At 62.5% G+C, this 17765-nt stretch carries 13 protein-coding genes; 2 read left to right on the top strand and 11 right to left on the bottom strand.

What is annotated here, in order from left to right; all coding sequences use genetic code 11:
- Positions 1–4 precede the first annotated feature (4 nt).
- Positions 5–943 (top strand): SDR family NAD(P)-dependent oxidoreductase, encoded by a 939-nt coding sequence (locus ACODSR_RS01925; protein WP_489073220.1) that lies wholly within the window; start codon positions 5–7, stop codon positions 941–943.
- A 225-nt stretch (positions 944–1168) separates the two neighbouring features.
- Here the strand turns inward: ACODSR_RS01925 and ACODSR_RS01920 are convergent, their stop codons facing one another.
- The 8 genes from ACODSR_RS01920 to ACODSR_RS01885 form a co-directional block, all read right to left on the bottom strand.
- The gene (locus tag ACODSR_RS01920) at positions 1169–2569 is read right to left on the bottom strand and encodes a porin (protein WP_489073218.1); all 1401 of its coding nucleotides are present in this window, start codon (positions 2567–2569) and stop codon (positions 1169–1171) included.
- 125 nt (positions 2570–2694) lie between these two features.
- On the bottom strand, positions 2695–3567 hold the full coding sequence (locus ACODSR_RS01915; RefSeq protein ID WP_489073216.1) for an amidohydrolase family protein: 873 nt from the start codon (positions 3565–3567) through the stop codon (positions 2695–2697).
- Entirely contained in the window at positions 3557–5674 is a 2118-nt protein-coding gene (locus tag ACODSR_RS01910) for a PQQ-dependent dehydrogenase, methanol/ethanol family (protein ID WP_489073214.1), read from the bottom strand. The genes ACODSR_RS01915 and ACODSR_RS01910 overlap by 11 nt, the downstream gene beginning before the upstream one ends.
- A gap of 35 nt (positions 5675–5709) precedes the next feature.
- Positions 5710–7272 carry a class I adenylate-forming enzyme family protein gene (locus ACODSR_RS01905; protein ID WP_489073212.1) on the bottom strand — a complete coding sequence of 521 codons (1563 nt, stop codon included), beginning with the start codon at positions 7270–7272 and terminating at the stop codon, positions 5710–5712.
- Positions 7273–7276: 4 nt separating this feature from the next.
- Positions 7277–8026, bottom strand: a complete 750-nt coding sequence (locus tag ACODSR_RS01900; RefSeq protein ID WP_489073210.1) for a glutathione S-transferase family protein — start codon at positions 8024–8026, stop codon at positions 7277–7279.
- Positions 8023–8790, bottom strand: a complete 768-nt coding sequence (locus ACODSR_RS01895) for a glutathione S-transferase family protein (RefSeq protein WP_489073208.1) — start codon at positions 8788–8790, stop codon at positions 8023–8025. The genes ACODSR_RS01900 and ACODSR_RS01895 overlap by 4 nt, the downstream gene beginning before the upstream one ends.
- Positions 8791–8851: 61 nt before the next feature.
- Entirely contained in the window at positions 8852–11356 is a 2505-nt protein-coding gene (locus ACODSR_RS01890) for a TonB-dependent receptor (protein WP_489073206.1), read from the bottom strand.
- Between the two features lie 271 nt (positions 11357–11627).
- The gene (locus tag ACODSR_RS01885; RefSeq protein WP_489073204.1) at positions 11628–12095 is read right to left on the bottom strand and encodes a Saro_0803 family transcriptional regulator; all 468 of its coding nucleotides are present in this window, start codon (positions 12093–12095) and stop codon (positions 11628–11630) included.
- A gap of 103 nt (positions 12096–12198) precedes the next feature.
- Between ACODSR_RS01885 and ACODSR_RS01880 the strand changes: the two genes are divergently transcribed.
- The gene (locus ACODSR_RS01880; protein ID WP_489073202.1) at positions 12199–13668 is read left to right on the top strand and encodes a lignostilbene-alpha,beta-dioxygenase; all 1470 of its coding nucleotides are present in this window, start codon (positions 12199–12201) and stop codon (positions 13666–13668) included.
- A 5-nt stretch (positions 13669–13673) separates the two neighbouring features.
- Here ACODSR_RS01880 and ACODSR_RS01875 read toward each other — a convergent pair whose 3' ends face one another.
- Genes ACODSR_RS01875 through ACODSR_RS01865 form a run of 3 tightly spaced genes read right to left on the bottom strand, consistent with a single transcriptional unit; the run spans position 13674 to position 17761 of the window.
- Positions 13674–15266: an MFS transporter gene (locus tag ACODSR_RS01875; RefSeq protein WP_489073200.1), complete on the bottom strand. Its 1593-nt coding sequence runs from the start codon at positions 15264–15266 to the stop codon at positions 13674–13676.
- An 8-nt stretch (positions 15267–15274) separates the two neighbouring features.
- Complete coding sequence (locus ACODSR_RS01870; RefSeq protein ID WP_489073198.1) at positions 15275–16330, bottom strand: amidohydrolase family protein; 1056 nt, start codon at positions 16328–16330, stop codon at positions 15275–15277.
- Between the two features lie 3 nt (positions 16331–16333).
- The gene (locus ACODSR_RS01865; protein ID WP_489073196.1) at positions 16334–17761 is read right to left on the bottom strand and encodes an NAD-dependent succinate-semialdehyde dehydrogenase; all 1428 of its coding nucleotides are present in this window, start codon (positions 17759–17761) and stop codon (positions 16334–16336) included.
- Positions 17762–17765: the final 4 nt, after the last annotated feature.

Below are 17765 nucleotides of genomic sequence, written 5' to 3'. Positions count from 1 at the left end.
AGATATGACGCAGGCAATCACAGCGCCTATGGCCGATGTCCGGGGGCGGACGGCCTTTATCACCGGCGGCGCGAATGGCATTGGCCTGGGCATAGCACGCGCGCTGGTGCGGGCCGGGGCCAATGTCGTGATCGCCGACATTCGGCAGGACGCTCTGGCAGCCGCCAAGGCCGATCTGGCCGCCGATGCGCAGGTGGAGACGGTGCAGCTGGACGTCACGGACCGGGCCGCTTTCGCCCGTGCGGCCGATGCAGCAGAGGCGCGGTTCGGGAAAATCCATATGCTGGTTGGCAATGCCGGGGTCGGCGCGATGGGTCCGGTGCTGGACGCGCGGTTTGATGACTGGGACTGGGGCATGGGGGTCAATCTGGGTGGGGTCATCAACGGCATCGTCACCATCCTTCCCCGGATCAAGGCACATGGCGAGGGCGGGCAGATCGTCACCACATCGTCCCAGTCGGCACTGATCCCGATCAGCTATTCGGCCATCTATACCGCGGCCAAGGCGGCGGTGCTGGGGATTTCCGAAGCGATAAGGGGGGAATTGGCGGCGGAAAATATTGGCGTCTCAGCCTTCATGCCGGGACCGGTGCAGAGCAATATCGCCCATAGCGGCGAGCTACGGCCAGCCGAATATCGCGAAGATAGCGGCTATCGCCAGCGCGAGGAGGAGTTGGAGAAGCGCCCTGTCTCGCCGCTCTGGATGAGCGCCGACGAAGTGGGTGAGCGGGTTCTGGCAGGGATATGCGCCAACGACCTTTATATATTGACCCACCCAGAATTTGCACAGGGAATGCGGACGCGGTTCGATGCGATATTGGCGTCGATGCCGGATGAGACGGTCAATCAGGACCGGGCCAAGGAGATTGGCTTCCTGCTGTCCAACCCGGTGTTCGACGCACAATTGGCGCAGCGGAGCGCCAGGGAAACAGTCGACAGCTGACTTTTTACGTCCCTCTGGCCGGGCGAAAAGGGGTTAGCCCGGCCAGCTTTTTTCGGAACGTCAAAATCCTACGGGCATACGCTTAACTTCGCATATTTCCCGGCAAATGCGACATTTTATATCCAGTTTGCGACATTATATGTCTTTTCCTGCCCGCGATCCCGACAGGCTTTTTAGCATGGTCGGCTGATGTAGGACAGCGCCCGCCAAGCAGGCGATGACCGATCAATAATTCCACTGCACCTGGGTGCGGATCAGATCGCCTTCCGCGCGGCCGGTGCGGCGTTCGTCCGCTTCGGCGCGCTTCATCCGGGCATAGGCGAAGGTGAATTCCAGCGCCTTCCATGGCTGCCATTCGACGCCCAGTTCAAATTCGTCGGTTTCCAAACGCGGGGCGTTGGTCCCCGCCTTCCAGCCGCCGCGATAATGCTGCCAGCGGCCATAGGGCATCAGCGGTCCCAGATTCTCGGTCGGCAGCCGCATCATCGCCTGGACATAGCCGCCCTGCAAATTCTTGGTCTGGATCGACTGGGTTGCGACATCAAATTCCGGCCCCTTGCCCCAGTTCCATTCGGCCTGGATGCCGAACGGCTTGGGATAGAGCATGGCGTGGAGGCCTACTCGCTTTTCCTTGAAGGTCACCGGACTTACGCCGCCGCTGCGCAGTTCGGGCTGGACGTCGTTCAGCATCGCCGATCCGCCAAATTCGACGACCTGATCGCCAATTTCGAACGGCCATGTCGCCAGCGCCACCTTCATCAGACCGCGATTCTGCTCGGTCTTGTTGATGCCCTGACCGTTGAACACGCCGAAGCCGAATGCCCCGTAATTGCCGAACAATTTTTGCCCGTCATGCGCCAGATCGTCCCAGATTTTCTGGACCGACGGCGGGGTATAATAGGCAATAATGCCAAGGTCCCGCTCGCTCGGCACCGCGCTGTTGATCGCATCGCTGCGGTCCAGCGTCAGCCGGTTGGAGGACGACTGCATATTTTCCCAGCCATAGGGAACCTTGGACTGGCCAAAGCGCATACGGACGGTCTTGGCCTTGTCCAGGAACACATCGGCATAGGCGTCGCGCAACTGCACGAAGCCCTCGCGCCGCTCCGTACCGGCCTGATTATTGACCGCCGTAGCGAAATCGGGCTGGAGATAGAGCGAGACGCGGTCGGAAATATCGCCCTGCACGATCAGGCGGACACGACGGAGCGAGAAGCTGCCCCGGTCCGAAATGCTGCTGTCATGCACGGACCGCAGGCGCGAAACACCCGCAGGCGCGGTGTCGTCACCCGACAGGAAGGCGTTGTAGCGCAACTGGGTATAGCCGCGCAGGGTCAGGCGATCATACCAGGCCTTGGACTTGGCCGGTGCAGTGGCAGGTACTGGTGCGGGAGCTGTTGCCAGCACGGTGGGGGCTGCGGTCGATGTCGTGGCAGGCGTTGCCGACTGAGGCGGCACCTGCGCAACGACGGGCGCGGTCTGACTCTTGCTGGCAGCGAGCGCCGAGACGAGCGACTGGACCTGTGCTTTCAGCTCGTCAATCTGCGTTTGCAGTTGCTCTACCGTCTGCGCCTGCGCGGCCTGCGGCATCAGCGCCAACAGGCTGACGGCCAGACCAATCTGCATATGTCTCGATCGCATCTTCACTTGCCCTTCGTCTTGTCGAGCGGGCATTTATGTCGATTAGATGACATATATATGACTGCAACAGACTTGAATCTGTAACAATCCAACCATCGGGGATTTGCAGTTCAGCCGAGCCCAAGCAGCCTGACCGCATTATCCTTCATGATCAGCGGCAGCACCTCTTCCCGAAAACCCGCCTCACGCGCGGCATCGATCCATTTTTCCGGGCGAATGAGCGGCCAGTCCGACCCGAACAGCATCTTGGTTTTAAGTTGCGTATTTGCGTATTGGATCACCTGTTTGGGAAAATATTTGGGCGACCAGCCCGAAAGGTCCATGAACACATTATCCTTGTGCAGCGCCATCGACAGGCTTTCGTCGGTCCAGGGCCAGCTGGGATGGGCCAGGATGATTTTCATGTCGGGGAAATCGACCGCGACATCATCCACCAATATGGGCTGGCCATATTTCAGACGCACGCCGCCGCCGCCCTTCATCCCCGTCCCCATGCCCGAATGGCCGGTGTGGAAGATGGCGGGCAATCCATGTTCGGCGATGACTTCATAGATAGGATAGGCGACCCGGTCGGCCGGGTGGCAATCCTGCATGATGCCATGGAATTTGAAGCCCTTGACCCCGTGATTTTCAACCAGATCGCGGGCTTCGCGCGCGCCGAACTTGCCCTTGCGCGGGTCGATCGAGGCGAAGGGGATGACGATGTCGTCATGTTCGGCGGCGATGTCCGCCACTTCGTAATTGCTGATCCGCTTCGCGCCGATGCCGCTCTCGCAATCAACCGTGAACAGGCAGAAGGCGATGTTCTGCGCGCGATAATAAGCGATGGTTTCGGGGATGGTCGGGCGCTTGCGATCCGCCTTGAAATAGGCCGACGCCGCGTCGAAATATTTGGCCATCACCGGGTCTTCGGGATCGTGGCAAGACACCTCAGCATGGACATGGACGTCGATGGCCAGGATTTTGGACGGATCAATCGGCATTGTCGGTTTCCAGTGCTTTATCTTCATTGGCGCGGTGGATGACATAGGCGCGAATGTCGTCAATTTCTGCTGCTGAGAAGATCGACGCGAAGCTGACCATGCCATTGTCCTTCAGCGCGCCGTCATGGACGATCTGCTTCCATATGTCAGGATCGTTCAGCGTGCCGCTGTGGCGCAGGTCGGGGACGAGGCTGCCACCGATCGCCGCATCGCCGTGGCATGTGCTGCAATAGCGGCCAAAGCGCGTCGCGCCTGCCGCGATCGTTGCGGGGCTGGCAGTGGACGGCGGAGGATCGAGCGGCATTGTCGCCAGTGGCGGGGCAGGGGGCAGGACCGCCTTGCCATCCAGTTTGAACACCAGCAGGCGGGAGATATTGCGGCTTGGCCCGCTCTTGTCGGACAGGATGCCAGGGGCCAGCGCCCAGACCCCGCCCCAGCCGGCCATCACCGCGACATATTGCTGGCCATCCAGTTCGTAGCTGATGGGCGCGGCGACGATGCCGGTTTGCGCCGGGAAGGACCAGAGCTTGCGCCCGTCCTTGGTCGCATAGGCGTTGAAGTCGCCAGTCGCCGTCCCCTGAAACACCAGATCGCCGCCGGTCGCCAGCAGCCCGCCATTCCATGGTCCCTTATAGGATACGCGCCAGCGTTCCTTCTGCGCGATCGGGTCCCAGGCGATGAGTGCGCCGGTGGTCGCCTTCATTGCGGCATCGCGCACCGCCTTGTCGGCTGGCATCGCGGCGGCGGCGATGTCGACGCCGACATTGAAACCCAAGCTGTTCGCTTTCCAGCCTTTTTCAGGAATATAGGGGAAGGCGGCAAGATTGGCGGGGATGAACACCAGCGATGATTTGGGATCGAACGCCATTGGGTGCCAGCTATGCGCGCCAGTCGCGCCGGGGGAGCCGATAAAGGGTTTGCCGGTTTTGTAATAGCGCGCCTCAGGGTTTTCGATCGGCCGCCCGGTCGTCATGTCGATGCCGCTGGCCCAATTGACCGGCACGAAATTTTTGGCCGACAACAGCTTCCCGTTGGTCCGGTCGAGCATGTAGAAAAAGCCGTTCTTGGGTGCCTGCATCAGCACCTTGCGCTTGGCACCGCCTATGTCGAGATCGGCCAGCATGATATGCTGGGTGGCGGTAAAGTCCCAGCTGTCGCCGGGCGTCGTCTGATAGTGCCAGGCATAGGCACCGGTTTTCGCATGAACCGCGACGATGGACGACAGATAGAGATTGTCGCCCTTCCCCTCCGATCGATAGGCCTGGTTCCTCTCCGATCCATTGCCAACGCCGATATAGAGCAGGTCGAGGTCCGGGTCATAGGCCATTGCGTCCCACACCGTGCCGCCGCCGCCCTGCTTCCACCATTCGCCATGCCAGGTGGCCGCCGCTTTCTTCAGATAGTCCGGCTCCTGTTCCGTGCCGGGCTGGGCCGGGACGGTGTAGAAACGCCAGCTTTCCTTGCCCGTGTCCACATCATAGGCGGCGACATAGCCGCGCGCGCCGAACTCCGCGCCGCCATTGCCGATGATGACCATGCCGTTCACGACCCGCGGGGCGCCGGTGATGGTGTAATTCTTGCTCTGGTCGAGGGTGACGACGCTCCATGCCGCCTTGCCCGTCTTGCGGTCTATGGCGATCAGCCGCCCGTCGAGTGTACCAACGAAAATCTTGTCGCCCCATGCCGCCACCCCGCGATTGACCGCGTCGCAGCAGGCCTTGACCAATGTTTGGCGCGGCACCGCCGGGTCGAACGACCAGAGCAGCTTGCCGGTGCGCGCGTCATAGGCCTTCACCATGCTCCAGGCGGTCGAGACATAGAGGACATCGTCGATGAACAAGGGCGTCGCCTCCTGCCCGCGATTGGTGTCGAGATCGGCGAACCAGTCGAGGCCCAGCCTGCCGATCGTATCCTGATTGATCGTAGTCAGCGGGCTGAAACGCTGCTCGTCATAGGTGCGCCCGGTCGAGAGCCATTGCGCGGGTGCGGCGGCGATGATCCGCGCTGCATCGACGCCGCTGACACCCGTTGCGCCATTGCCCTGGCTACAGGCGGCCAGCGCCAGACTGCCTATCGTCATTGCCCAGACTGCAACCCGCATCGTCATCCCGTCCTTCATTCTCGCGGATGTTTTCATCCTGATTAGTTGACCATCCGCTCGCCCGACCAATGGGCCGCGCGCAGGACTTTCTTGTCCATCTTGCCCGCCGCTGTCCGGGGGATGGCGGGGACGAAGGCGACGCTTTTGGGTGCCTTCACCCCGCCCAGCCGGGCCTTGGCATGGGCGATGATGGCAGCTTCATCGATTTCGTCGGCCACGACAATGGCATGAACGGCCTCGCCCCATTTGGCGTCGGGGATGCCGATGACGGCACATTCGCGCACCGCGCCCAGTTCGGTGATCGCGGCCTCCACCTCGGCAGTGAACACATTGAAGCCGCCGGACACGACCATGTCTTTCTTGCGATCGACAATATAGAGAAAACCGTCGGCGTCGCGGCGGGCGATGTCGCCCGTATGATGCCAGCCGAAGGTACGGATGTCCGCCGTTTCCTGCGGCAGCGCATGATATTCGCGCGACACCAGCGCGCCGCGCACTACCAGTTCGCCTGCCTCGCCATCGGGCAGCAAATGGCCATCATCATCCATGATGGCGACGATGACCGATCGGGTCGGCAGGCCGCAGCTGGCCAGCCGTTCGGGCCGGTCGCCCGCCGCTGCTGCTGCCACGACTTCGGGTGAAAGCCAGGTGACGATCATCGGCGCTTCCACCTGCCCATAGGCCTGGCAGAGGCACGGGCCGAACAGCTCCACCGCGCGGCGCAGTTTTTCCGGGGAAACGGGGGAGCCGACGAGCAGGAAGATTTTGAGCGACGATGTGTCGGCCTGCGCCAGTTGCGGCGCGTCGAGCAGGCCATAAAGCGCAGTCGGCGGCATATAGACATGGGTGACGCGGTAGGTGGCGATCGCATCCAGCACGGCGGCAGCGTCGAAGCCGGGCAGGATGATCTGGGTCGCGCCCAGCGAGAGCGTCGCCAGCGCGACCGGTCCGGCAGCATGGGTGATCGGCGCGACCACCAGCGACACCGGCGCGTCCGTCCGACCATCGACCGCCTGCGCCACCGTCTCGATCATCGTGCCCCAACCGCTATTGGTGACGACCACGCCCTTGGACGGGCCAGTCGTGCCGCCAGTGGGGAAAAGACCAACGACATCGTCGGGCCGCCCGAACGGGTCGGACAGGTCGGGCAGGGCGTCACCATCGGCCCCGGCAATGAACTGGTCGAGCGAGGGGTCGCCATCCTGCGCCCGGTCGAGGCAGATGAAGCGGGTCAGGCCAGGCACACGGGCCTTGAGCTGCATCACGTCGCCTGACTGGCTGCTGTGATAGAAGAGCCAGCTACAGCCGACATAGTCGAGATAGGCGGCGTTCGCGTCGATCGCGTTGCGGGTGTTGACCGGCACCCATTGGCCATTGGCGCGCCATATGGCGAGCAGGGCGACCATCATGGCCGCGCTGTTGGGACCATAGAGCGCGACCGGTTCCTGATTACGAAAACCCGCCGCATAGAGTGCAACGGCGATCCGCCGGGTCAGTGCGCTGACCTGCGCGAAGTTCAACTTTGTGCCGCTGGCCGCGTCGATCAGGCAGATATGGTCGGGGGCGATGTCATGGCCCCGGTCGAAATAGTCGATCGCACGCATTGTCTCAGCCCCAGCGGTTAATCTCCGGGCCGGGCGCCCAGATCGCTTCGGGATGAGGCACGGTGGCCAGACCGAGCGCCCGTGCCACCGCCGGGCGGGCGCGCAAACGGGCTTCCCAGGCGTCGGTCAACGGCGAGGCGGCAAAGGCTTCGGCCACGATGGCGCGCATCCCCGCCAGCCAGGCGTAGCTTTCCAGATCAGCGATCGAGAAATCCCCCATCAGCCAGTCGCGCCCGTCGACCAGTTGCGTTTCGATCTTCTCGACCGCCTGCCCGATCTTCGCGCGGCTGTCGGCCAGTTGCGCCTCGTCGGCGCGGCCCTCCACTGCGTCACGCCAGCGTTCCTCCAGGTCTGCGCTCGCAATCCCGGCGGGGACGGCAGCGGGCGGGGCGGAGGCCACGCCCAGGCAAGCGGCAGCGGGCGCAACACGTTCGATGACATAGCGGCACCAGGCCATCATCTGCCAACGGGCATAGGGATCGGACGAACGCAATGCCGGGCCGCTGCCGACTTCATCGAGATAGCAGGCCAAAAACACGCTGTCGGTCATCGCGACGCCATCGACCACCAACACCGGGCCTTCGCCCTCGATCGACTGGTCGACTTCAAGCGGGTGGGGCAGGGCGGTCGAATGACGCTCGCCTGCAACCAGATCAATCGTGCGCAACTCAAGCGCGACATCCTTCTCGAACGCCGCGGCCAGCACAGTGAAGGACGGGCCATTGGGCTGGCCATGGTAAAGGATGGTCGTCATGCCGGTTCGCTTTCGAGCAGGGAAATGCGGCGGGCAAGGTCGGTGCGGCCCAGCGCCCAGCAGGCGCGGGTCGCAGGGCGCGCATAGATGGCGCGCAGCCAGCGCATGATGTTGGGGGTCAGCCTGTCATTGCACAGCTGCGGCTGCGACAGAGGCATGGCATAGGCGAGGTTGAAGCCGTTTATGTCGGCAAGTCCATAACTGTCCGACGCCAGCCATTCGCGCTGGCCCAGCGCCTGTTCGAGATAACCGATGCCAAGCGCCACGCGACGCTGGGATTCGGCCATCTCCTCGACCGAAAAAGCGCCATTGATCGCCTTGCGCCAGGCAACGCGCCGTTCGGGCATCGGGATGCGGTCGATCGCGGCTTCCAGTTCCGCAGGGTCCTTTTGCCGCACCGAAGGGCCGACGAACACGCTCCAGCCGATCATCGAGAAGCTGGGGGCGAGCCACTGGTCGAGAAACTTCATCCACCAGCGGGTGCGCCACTGGTCGATCGGGTCGGCGGGCATCAGGCGGGGGCCATCGAATGCTTCGTCGACATATTCCATGATCGCGGTGGATTCGGTCAGCACCTTGTCCCCGTGCATCATGGCGGGAATGGTGCCGAGCGGGTTGACCGCCAGATAATCGGGCTTGTGCTGATCGAAATTCAACAGGTCGAGATAATGGCTGTCGAACGCCACCCCCTTCTCAAACAGCGCCAGCATGGGCTTGCCCGAATTGGCGTTGGGCTCCCAATGATAGAGGGTAACGTCGGTCATGCCGATACTGCTCCATGATCCATAAGACCGGGCGGCGCAGGGCCGCCCGGTCAGGCGGGGATTAGAATTTCTTTTTGACCGAAATCGCCCATTCGCGCGGGTTGCCGGGACGCCCCTTGTTTACGCCAGCACCTGCGCCACGCACGTCGAACACCGACAGGAAATAATATTTGTCGAACAGGTTGGTGACTTCGAGCGATATGTCGAGATCATTGTCGGCATTCGACCAGGTCAGCCGCGCATTGGCGAGTGTATAGGCAGGCACGAAATTGAGGATGCGGGTCGTGCCGATCACGGATGATCCGGCATATTTCTTGTCTTCATAAGTGACGTCGAACCGGGGCGTCAGGCTGCCTGCGCTGTCGAGGTCGATCTTATATTGCGCGCCCAGGCTGAATTTCCAGGGCGGCGACACGGGCGGATCGTCGGCCGACACGCCACCCGGATTGGTCGGATAGGCCGCCGCCGGGTTGAGGCTGCCCGCCTTATATTTGAAGTCCAGATAGCTGATCGACGCGTCGATCGCGAGGCCATCCACCGGATAGGCAGTCAGTTCTGCCTCGAACCCCTTGACCTGCGCGTCGCCTGCATTGAAGCGGGCGGCACAGGGCGCATCGGGGCAGGTTAACACCGGGATCTGGATGCCGGTATAGTCATTGATGAAGGCGGCGGCATTGAAGCGCATGCGCCGGTCGAGCAGGTCGCTCTTGAAGCCGATTTCATAGGCCTGGAGCTTTTCCGGCTTGAACGGGATCACCTGACCCGAATTGAACGGGCGCGGGTTGCTACCGCCACCCTTGAAGCCAGTCGAGATGGATGCATAGACCAGCAGCGAGTCCGACAGGCGATAGTCGGCCGCAATCCGGTAATCGATCCGCTTGGCGCGATATTTGGCGGTCAGGCCCGACAGGGCAGTGACGGTTTCGGTGGTGTTGCCGTTGAAATTAGAGTCGAGCGTGTCCGGCCCGGCATAGCCAATGCCATAAACGGTGCCGACGGGATCAAGAAAGCGATTGACGGTTCCGTCGAAGTTCAGGCGATAATAGGTCTGGTCCTTCGATTCATCAGTATAGCGCAGACCGCCGCTGAGCGTCATACGCTCTATCGGCTTCCAAGAGAGATGGGCAAACACCGCCTTGGCGTCGGCCTTGGTCGGGTCAGGCTGGCGGAATTGCAGCGGGAATACCGGCACGTAGCGAATATCCTGCAGCGAGTCATAGGTCGATTTCTGCTTGAAATAATAGCCGCCGATTGTTGCATTGATCGTTTCGCCGAGCGATGCGTTCAGCCGGACTTCCTGGCTGAAACTCCAATTTTCCAGATAGTTGCGGCCAAATCCGAGACTGGCGGGCGATAGGTCCTCGTCGGAGTCAAACCGGGTTTCAAAGGCGCGATAGCCGGTGATTGACGATAGGGAGAAATTGTCGCTGAGCTTGTAGTTGATTTGGCCCGATACGCCCCAGCCCTTGTAGAGGCTGCGGTCGGAACCGCTGGTCGAGGACAGCGGCGTGCCAGCGGCCCCCAATGGATCGACCGGGATCGGGGGCACCCAAACGCCTGCCGGCTGGCCGGTGCCGATATAGTTGCAATAGCGACCGCAGATGAAGCGATTGTCATACGGCACGCCGGGCGCAGCATTGGTATTGGGGGAATTGACCGGGCTGGTCTCCAATATCACTTCGCCCGCAATCGTATGTTCGTCTCGTGTATAATCGCCGATCACCGTAACATCGAACCTGTCGCTGGGTTCCCAGAACACAATGCCACGGATCGCCTGATAGCCTACGCCGCCCAGCTTGCTGATGGTGCATTTGCCCGCAGGCTGGGTTGCCGCGATGCCGCTGCCCGGATTGGCACAGCCATAATCGACGCGATCGACAAAGCCATCCTGCTGCCGCGCGACACCCGAAATGCGCGCAGAGAGAGTATCGGCGATCTTGAAGTCGGCGGCGGCGCGAATGCCGATGCGATCGCGAATACCATAGCTCAGTTCGACAAAGCCGCCATTCTCACCCGATGGCCGCTTGGAATAGAGCTTGATCGCGCCACCTTCGGCATTGCGTCCCGCCAGCGTACCCTGCGGCCCGCGCAAGATTTCAACCCGGTCGAGATCGAGCAGTTCAAACACCGCACCGGTCAGCTGCGGATAATAGACGTCATCGATATAGATGCCGACGCCCGGTTCATAGGCGGGGTTGAAGTCATTCTGGCCGACACCCCGGATCGAGGCTGAAATGGACGGGCCAAAGGATGCGCCCATCGGCTTGAGCGAGACGTTGGGGGCCGCATCGGCGACCTGCGCCAGATTGACCTGGCTCTTGGCCTCCAGCTCTGCCGCGCTGACCGCAGTGATGGAAATGGGCGTGTCCTGAAGCCGCTGTTCGCGGAACTGGGCGGTGACGACAATATCGGCGACCATGCCCGGCGACAGCGTCTCCTGCCCGGCGGCCTGTGGTGCCGTTTGCGGCGGTGCCGACGACTGCGCCGATGCTGGCGTGGTGATTGCGAGGATGGACGCCGACGCCAACAGGGCGTGCGTCATCGTGGTACGAAGCGCGTACTGCATGGGAAATCCCCTCTCCTAAACCGGCTTGAGATCCGTCCTGCCCGGACGTGACCCGCCAATGACACTGCTGTGCGTCGATTGTTAGTAAGGCATACAATTTTCTGCGTTGCAAGAGCCTCTGTGACCCCGCAACGACTATTGACGCAATATTTGGCAATATTACGAGAGAGCAAATAATGCTGTTATCTATGTTGGTGGTATTGGCAGTAACAGGTTCAAAACAGGTCAATCGACAACTGGTTGAAAAGCCCTGCTTCTGCCGCTTTAACGGTCAGACATAAACGCGGCGAAGCAACTCCACCAACATCGCCGTTTCGGCCGGACTGAACCGGGCCTTGAGCCAGTTTTCATGCTCGGCAATGCAAGTGCGCGCCGCCGCCAGCGACTCGCGCCCCGCGTCGGTGAGGCTGAGCGTCTGGCGACGGCGATCCTGCGTGGATTCGCCGCGTTTCAGGAAGCCGCGATCCTGCATCCGGTTGACGATCGCCATCACGCTGGCCCGATCCATCTTCAACCGACGGCCAATGTCCGCCTGCGCAATAGCGGGCTGATCCTCGATCAGCCACAGCACCGCGACCTGCTTCTGGGTCAGGCCAAGGTCGCTGAATGTCTCGGTAAAATGCTGATAGACCGCCGCACTCGCCAGCCGGATGTGGAAACCGACCAGCCCGTCAATGCCGCTGAGGCGCGGGTCGGGGAACAGGGTGAGCGGATCGAGATCCTTGTCCATGGTATTCATAGTAACAGTCTGGAGACTAAAGGGCTGAGCGTCAATCCTACCGCTTGAAAATATGTGTGGGTTACATACAATATGACCAACAATCATAGGCAGAGGATCAACCGTGGCGCATTTCCCCGAAACGCCGTCCTTCACCGGATTCAACACGCCGTCGCGGATCGAGGCGGACATTGCCGATTTGGACATTGTCGGCGCAGTGCCGCCCGAACTGGATGGCGCATTCTATCGCGTCCAGCCCGACCCCCAATTTCCGCCACGGCTGGGCGACGACATCGCTTTCAATGGCGACGGCATGATCACCATGTTCCGCTTCCATGACGGCCGGGTCGATTTCCGCCAGCGCTGGGCGAAAACCGACAAATGGAAGCTGGAACATGAAGCAGGACGCGGGCTGTTCGGCGCCTATCGCAACCCGCTGACCGATGACCCGGCGGTCCAGGGCCAGATACGCGGCACCGCCAACACCACCGCCTTCATCCATGGCGGCAAACTCTATGCGCTGAAGGAGGACAGCCCGGCGCTGGCGATGAACCCGGCGACGCTGGAGACGGACGGCTATACCCGCTTTGGCGGCGCGATGACCGGCCAGACCTTTACCGCCCACCCCAAGATCGACCCGGCGACCGGGGACATGATCGCCTTTGGCTATGCGGCCAAGGGGGTGCTGACGCGCGACATGACCTATTATGTCGTGTCACCCGACGGGACGCTGAAACAGGAGCTTTGGTTCGAGCTGCCCTATTATGCGATGATGCATGATTTCGCGATCACGCCAGATTATGCGCTATTCCATGTCGTCCCCAGCACGTCCAGTTGGGAACGGCTGGAACAGGGCTTGCCCCATTTCGGCTTTGACACGACGCTACCCGTTTACCTGGGCGTCCTGCCGCGCCGGACCGACGCGACCGCCGCCGACATACGCTGGTTCAAGCGCGACAATTGCTTTGCCAGCCATGTCATGAACGCCTTTCAGGAGGGCACGAAAATCCATTTCGACACGCCCGAAGCGAAGAATAATATGTTCCCCTTCTTCCCCGACATCCACGGCGCGCCGTTCAATCCGCAGGAAGCGGCGAGTTTCCTGACCCGCTGGACGGTGGACATGGCGTCCAATGGCGATGATTTTGCAGGCACGCAGCGGCTGACCGGCATGATGGGCGAATTTCCGCGCATCGACGATCGCTTTACCGGACTGCCCTATCGCTATGGCTGGATGTTGGTCATCGACCCAGCCCAGCCGGTCGAACTGAAGGGCGGCAGCGCGGGTGGCATGATCATGAACACACTGGGCATGGTCGATCATGCGACGGGCCTGGAGCAAAAATGGTGGTGCGGGCCGGTTTCGTCGCTGCAGGAACCCTGCTTCATTCCGCGATCGACCGACGCGCCGGAGGGGGACGGCTGGATCGTCATGGTGTGCAACCGGCTGGCCGAGCATCGGTCCGACCTGTTGCTGTTCGATGCGACTGACATCGCCAACGGGCCGATCGCGCAGGTTCGCGTGCCGATCCGCCTGCGCTTTGGCCTGCACGGCAATTGGGCCAATGCCGACCAGATCGGACTGGCGGCGTAAGGGGGTTAGACCGGTTCCCCCGCCGCACGGGCGCGGGGGAGCAGGCTGGCATGGTCGCGCTCAACCCGGAACAGGATGATCAGCAGCAGGATGACGATCACCGGCGCGACCCAGTTGATCGCCAGGATCGCCCCGCCCAGATCGCCGCCGCGCGCGTCGCTGATCATGCCCACGACATAGGGACCAGTCCCCAGGCCGAAGATGGTCGAAACGACGACATAAAGGCTGACGGTCAGCCCCCGCATCCGCGGCAACACCTGTTCGAACATCAGCGCATAGATGGGCGGCATCCACATCGTCAGGATCAGGCTGTACAGAGTGAAGCGCAGGTAGAAATCGCCCGCATCCGGGGCGCGATAGACCCACAGCGCAACGAATGGCGACACCCCCATGGCGAACAGCGCCACCCACACCCGACGCGACAGGCGATGCGCGCCGATGCGGTCGGACAGCGGACCGGCGATCATCGGGCCGATAACGCCCAGCCCCGCCGAAAGCAGACCGAACTGCATCCCCGTCACCGCTGGCGACAGGCCATAGGCCTTCATCAGGAAGGATGGGGTAAAGCCCATCACGCCATAGTTGATCACACATTGCAGCGCGCCCGCCGCGATGCAGAGCAGCAGCGAGGGCTTGCCGCTGATGACGGCGAAGGCGACCGGATCGCGCCGTTTGAGATTTTGCAGCAGGTTGGCGATGACGAAAGCACCAAAGCCAATGACGCTCCACTGGACGACATGGGGGCTGACCGAAAATCCGCCGAGCAGCAAGGGCGGGCGCGGCGACATTATCTGCGCGCCATGCATGGCACCGAGCGACGCCAGCACGATCACAGCGAGCAGACCGACATTGAGCGTCCATTCGCGTCCGCTGGCGCGTGCCTGTCTTAGACTTAACCAATGGACGCCCGGCGTCACCGCTGCCAGCACAGCGAAGCTGGCGCGGAAGGGGTGGGGATCGGGCGGGGTGGTGATGCCGTCGATCGCGCCGCGCTGCGGTTCCTTCAGCCGCGCCATCAGGACGGCGATGATGAAGCCGGGCGCTGCGGCGACGGCGAAAGCGAATTGCCAGCCCGCCAGCCCCAGCGGTGCGCCGCCACCGACATAGCGCGCACTCCACCATTGCGCCGCAACCCCGCCGATGATCAGCGATCCGCCAAGCCCCATGGCGATGGCCGCCGCAATGACCGCCATGACGAGGCCGCGCCGCTGCTGCGGGAAATAATCATAGGCCAGGCTCGTACCAGCCGGTTGGGCTGCCGCCTCACCAATGCCCACGCACAGGCGCGAAAGCATCAGCGTGAAGAAGCCGCCGGCAAAGGCGGCCCCGGCGGTGGCGATCGACCAGAAACTGATGCTGGTCGCCAGCAGCCGCGTGCGTATCCAGCCATCGGCCAGCCGCCCCAAAGGCAGCGAGAAAAGCGCATAGAAGAGCGCGAACACCGTACCGTAGAGCAGCCCCATCTCCGCATCGCCGATATGCAGGTCCGCCTTGATCGCGGGGGCCAATATGGCGAGGATATTGCGGTCGAGCAGGCTGACCATGTTGGTCGCCGCCACCAGCGCCAGCGCATAATAGGCCGTCCTACGCGGTGGCACGATGATGCTCACAGGGCGAACAGGCGCTGGGCGTTGGTCTGCATCAGCTTGCGCTTGGCCGTGTCGGATATGTCGAGCAGGTCATGCGCGCGCACCTCGTCCGGCACATATTGATAGGGATAGTCCATCGCGTACAGCACCCGATCCTCCCCAAGCACCTTTTGCGCAAACTGGATCGCAGGTTCCCATGCCATGCCGCTGGTGGTGACGCTGACATTGCTGCGCATATAGTCGTGGATCGTTTTTTTGAGCGGTTTCATCCGTTCATAACGCTGCGACCGCACGCCCGCCTGATGCATATAATCCAGCCGATAGAGCCAATAGGGCAGCGCCTCCCCCATATGACCGACGACGATCTGGAGATCGGGATAGCGGTCGAAAATGCCGATGGTGATGAGGCGCAGCAGGTGCATCCCCGTCTCCACGCCAAAGCCGAAGATCGCGCCATCCAGCCCCGCGTCCAGCATCGGCCCGATCATCGCGTCGGGCGGGGTCGAAGGATGGATATAAAGCGGCTGGCCCGTGTCCGCGAGCGCGCGGAAAATCGGATCGAACTTGGGATCGTCGAGATATTCGCCCTGCGTATGGCTGTTGACCATCACGCCCCTGAAACCAAGATCGCGCGCGCCGCGCCGGATTTCGGCGGCGGACCAGTCGGGGTCTTGCGGCGCGATGGAGGTCATGCCGACGAAGCGCGTCGGGTGCGCGGCGCAGCGGTCTGCCAGATGATCATTGGCGCGCGTTACGATCGCCTTGGCCTCTGCCATGTCCAGCAGCGGCTGCACGCCCGGCGACGTCAGCGAGAGGATGGCGACGTCGATGCCGGTCGCGTCCATGTCCGCCAGCCGCCGCTCACCAAGGTCCAGCAGCCGGTCGATAATCTGCGTCGCGCGGGGCGATGGCGACTGACCGTAGAAACCCCAGAGCGACACCATGCCCCGGTCGGCGCTGCCATCGCGCACCATGCGCAGATAGGCGTCGATCTGCTCTCGCGTCGCAAAGGCTTCCTCGGTCGCGATGCGGAGATAGCCGCGATCGCCGCCAATATTCATTGTATGTGTCATGGCTTATCCTTCATGGATGGCTTTGGTGACGAGGCAGGCATCGATCCCTTCCGGCCCGTCCTCCGCGCCATGGCCCGACCATTTGACCCCGCCAAAGGGCGAGTCCGATGCGCCGATCATCGCGGTGTTGATCCCCACCATCCCCGCCTCGATCGCACGCGCGACGCGGCGCTGGCGCGCGGCATCGCTGGTCCAGGCATAGGCGGCCAGGCCATAAGGCAGGCGATTGGCCTCAGTAATCATCGCAGCTTCGTCGGCAAAGCTGTTGATAAGCGCTACCGGTCCAAACGGTTCTTCGTTCAGGATCGCCGCAGTCAGAGGTGTGCCGGACAGGACAGTCGGCGCGTAGAAATAGCCCGCATTGCCGATCCGCGCGCCGCCGGTTTCGAGGCGGGCGCCCTTGTCCACCGCGTCACCGATCAGCCGGTCCATCGCGTCGAGCCGCCGGGCGTTCGCCATCGGTCCCATGACGCTGCCATCGGCCAGACCATCGCCGACGACAATCTTCTCCGCCCGCTCGACAAAGCCTGAGAGGAATCGATCGTAAACGCCTGATTCCACGATGAAACGGGTCGGCGACACGCAGACCTGTCCGGCATTGCGATATTTGCCCGCCACCACCGTATCGAGCGCACGGGTTAAATCGGCATCGTTGAAGATCAGCACCGGACCATGACCGCCCAGCTCCATGGTCGTGCGCTTGCAATCCTCCGCCGCCAGCTTGGCCAGATGCTTGCCGACGCTGGTGGAGCCGGTGAAGCTCATCTTGCGGATAATGGGCGAGGAGAGGAGATGCCGCGACACTTCGTCCGGCACGCCGAACACCGCCTGCGCGACATCGCCTGGCAGGCCAGCGTCAAGCAGGCATTGCAATATGCCCAGCGCCGATGCCGGGGTCTCTTCCGCCGCCTTCAGGATCACCGAGCATCCTGCCGCGATCGGCGCGCCCAGTTTCCGCCCCGGATTGCCGAGCGGAAAATTCCATGGCGCAAAGGCAGCCACCGGCCCGACCGGCTCCTTCGTCACCGTCGATCGCTGCCCCGCCGGGCGCACCAATGCGCGGCCATAGAGGCGGAACGTCTCGCCCGCATAGAAATTGAACAGGCCGACATTCATCATCACTTCGATGCGCGCTTCGGCCAGCGTCTTGCCCTGTTCCAGCGTGGCGATGCGGGCAAGCTGCTCCTGCCGCTCGATCATCAGCCGCGCCGCACCCTGCAACACCGCCGCGCGCTCCTGCGGCGTGGACTCGCGCCAACGCAGGAAGCCACGCTGCGCCGCCGCCAGTGCGGCGTCCAGATCCGCCGCGTCGGCCAGCGGCAATGCGGCCAGCGTCTCGCCCGTGGCGGGGTTCATGACGCTGTGCGTGCGCCGTCCCCCGCCAGCAACACGCTGGCCATCGATCATCAGATAGAGGTCTGGATAGGTCATGGGG

The sequence above is a fragment of the Sphingobium sp. FG125 genome, from assembly GCF_057809795.1.
This window is presented reverse-complemented; position numbering and strand designations above follow the sequence as displayed.

Coding starts and splice junctions, on each gene's coding strand:
- ACODSR_RS01915 (WP_489073216.1), bottom strand. CDS start 3,567: ATGCCGATTGATCCGTCCAAAATCCTGGCCATCGACGTCCATGTCCAT.
- ACODSR_RS01890 (WP_489073206.1), bottom strand. CDS start 11,356: ATGCAGTACGCGCTTCGTACCACGATGACGCACGCCCTGTTGGCGTCG.
- ACODSR_RS01895 (WP_489073208.1), bottom strand. CDS start 8,790: ATGACCGACGTTACCCTCTATCATTGGGAGCCCAACGCCAATTCGGGC.
- ACODSR_RS01885 (WP_489073204.1), bottom strand. CDS start 12,095: ATGAATACCATGGACAAGGATCTCGATCCGCTCACCCTGTTCCCCGAC.
- ACODSR_RS01865 (WP_489073196.1), bottom strand. CDS start 17,761: ATGACCTATCCAGACCTCTATCTGATGATCGATGGCCAGCGTGTTGCT.
- ACODSR_RS01870 (WP_489073198.1), bottom strand. CDS start 16,330: ATGACACATACAATGAATATTGGCGGCGATCGCGGCTATCTCCGCATC.
- ACODSR_RS01925 (WP_489073220.1), top strand. CDS start 5: ATGACGCAGGCAATCACAGCGCCTATGGCCGATGTCCGGGGGCGGACG.
- ACODSR_RS01910 (WP_489073214.1), bottom strand. CDS start 5,674: ATGACGATGCGGGTTGCAGTCTGGGCAATGACGATAGGCAGTCTGGCG.
- ACODSR_RS01905 (WP_489073212.1), bottom strand. CDS start 7,272: ATGCGTGCGATCGACTATTTCGACCGGGGCCATGACATCGCCCCCGAC.
- ACODSR_RS01920 (WP_489073218.1), bottom strand. CDS start 2,569: ATGCAGATTGGTCTGGCCGTCAGCCTGTTGGCGCTGATGCCGCAGGCC.
- ACODSR_RS01900 (WP_489073210.1), bottom strand. CDS start 8,026: ATGACGACCATCCTTTACCATGGCCAGCCCAATGGCCCGTCCTTCACT.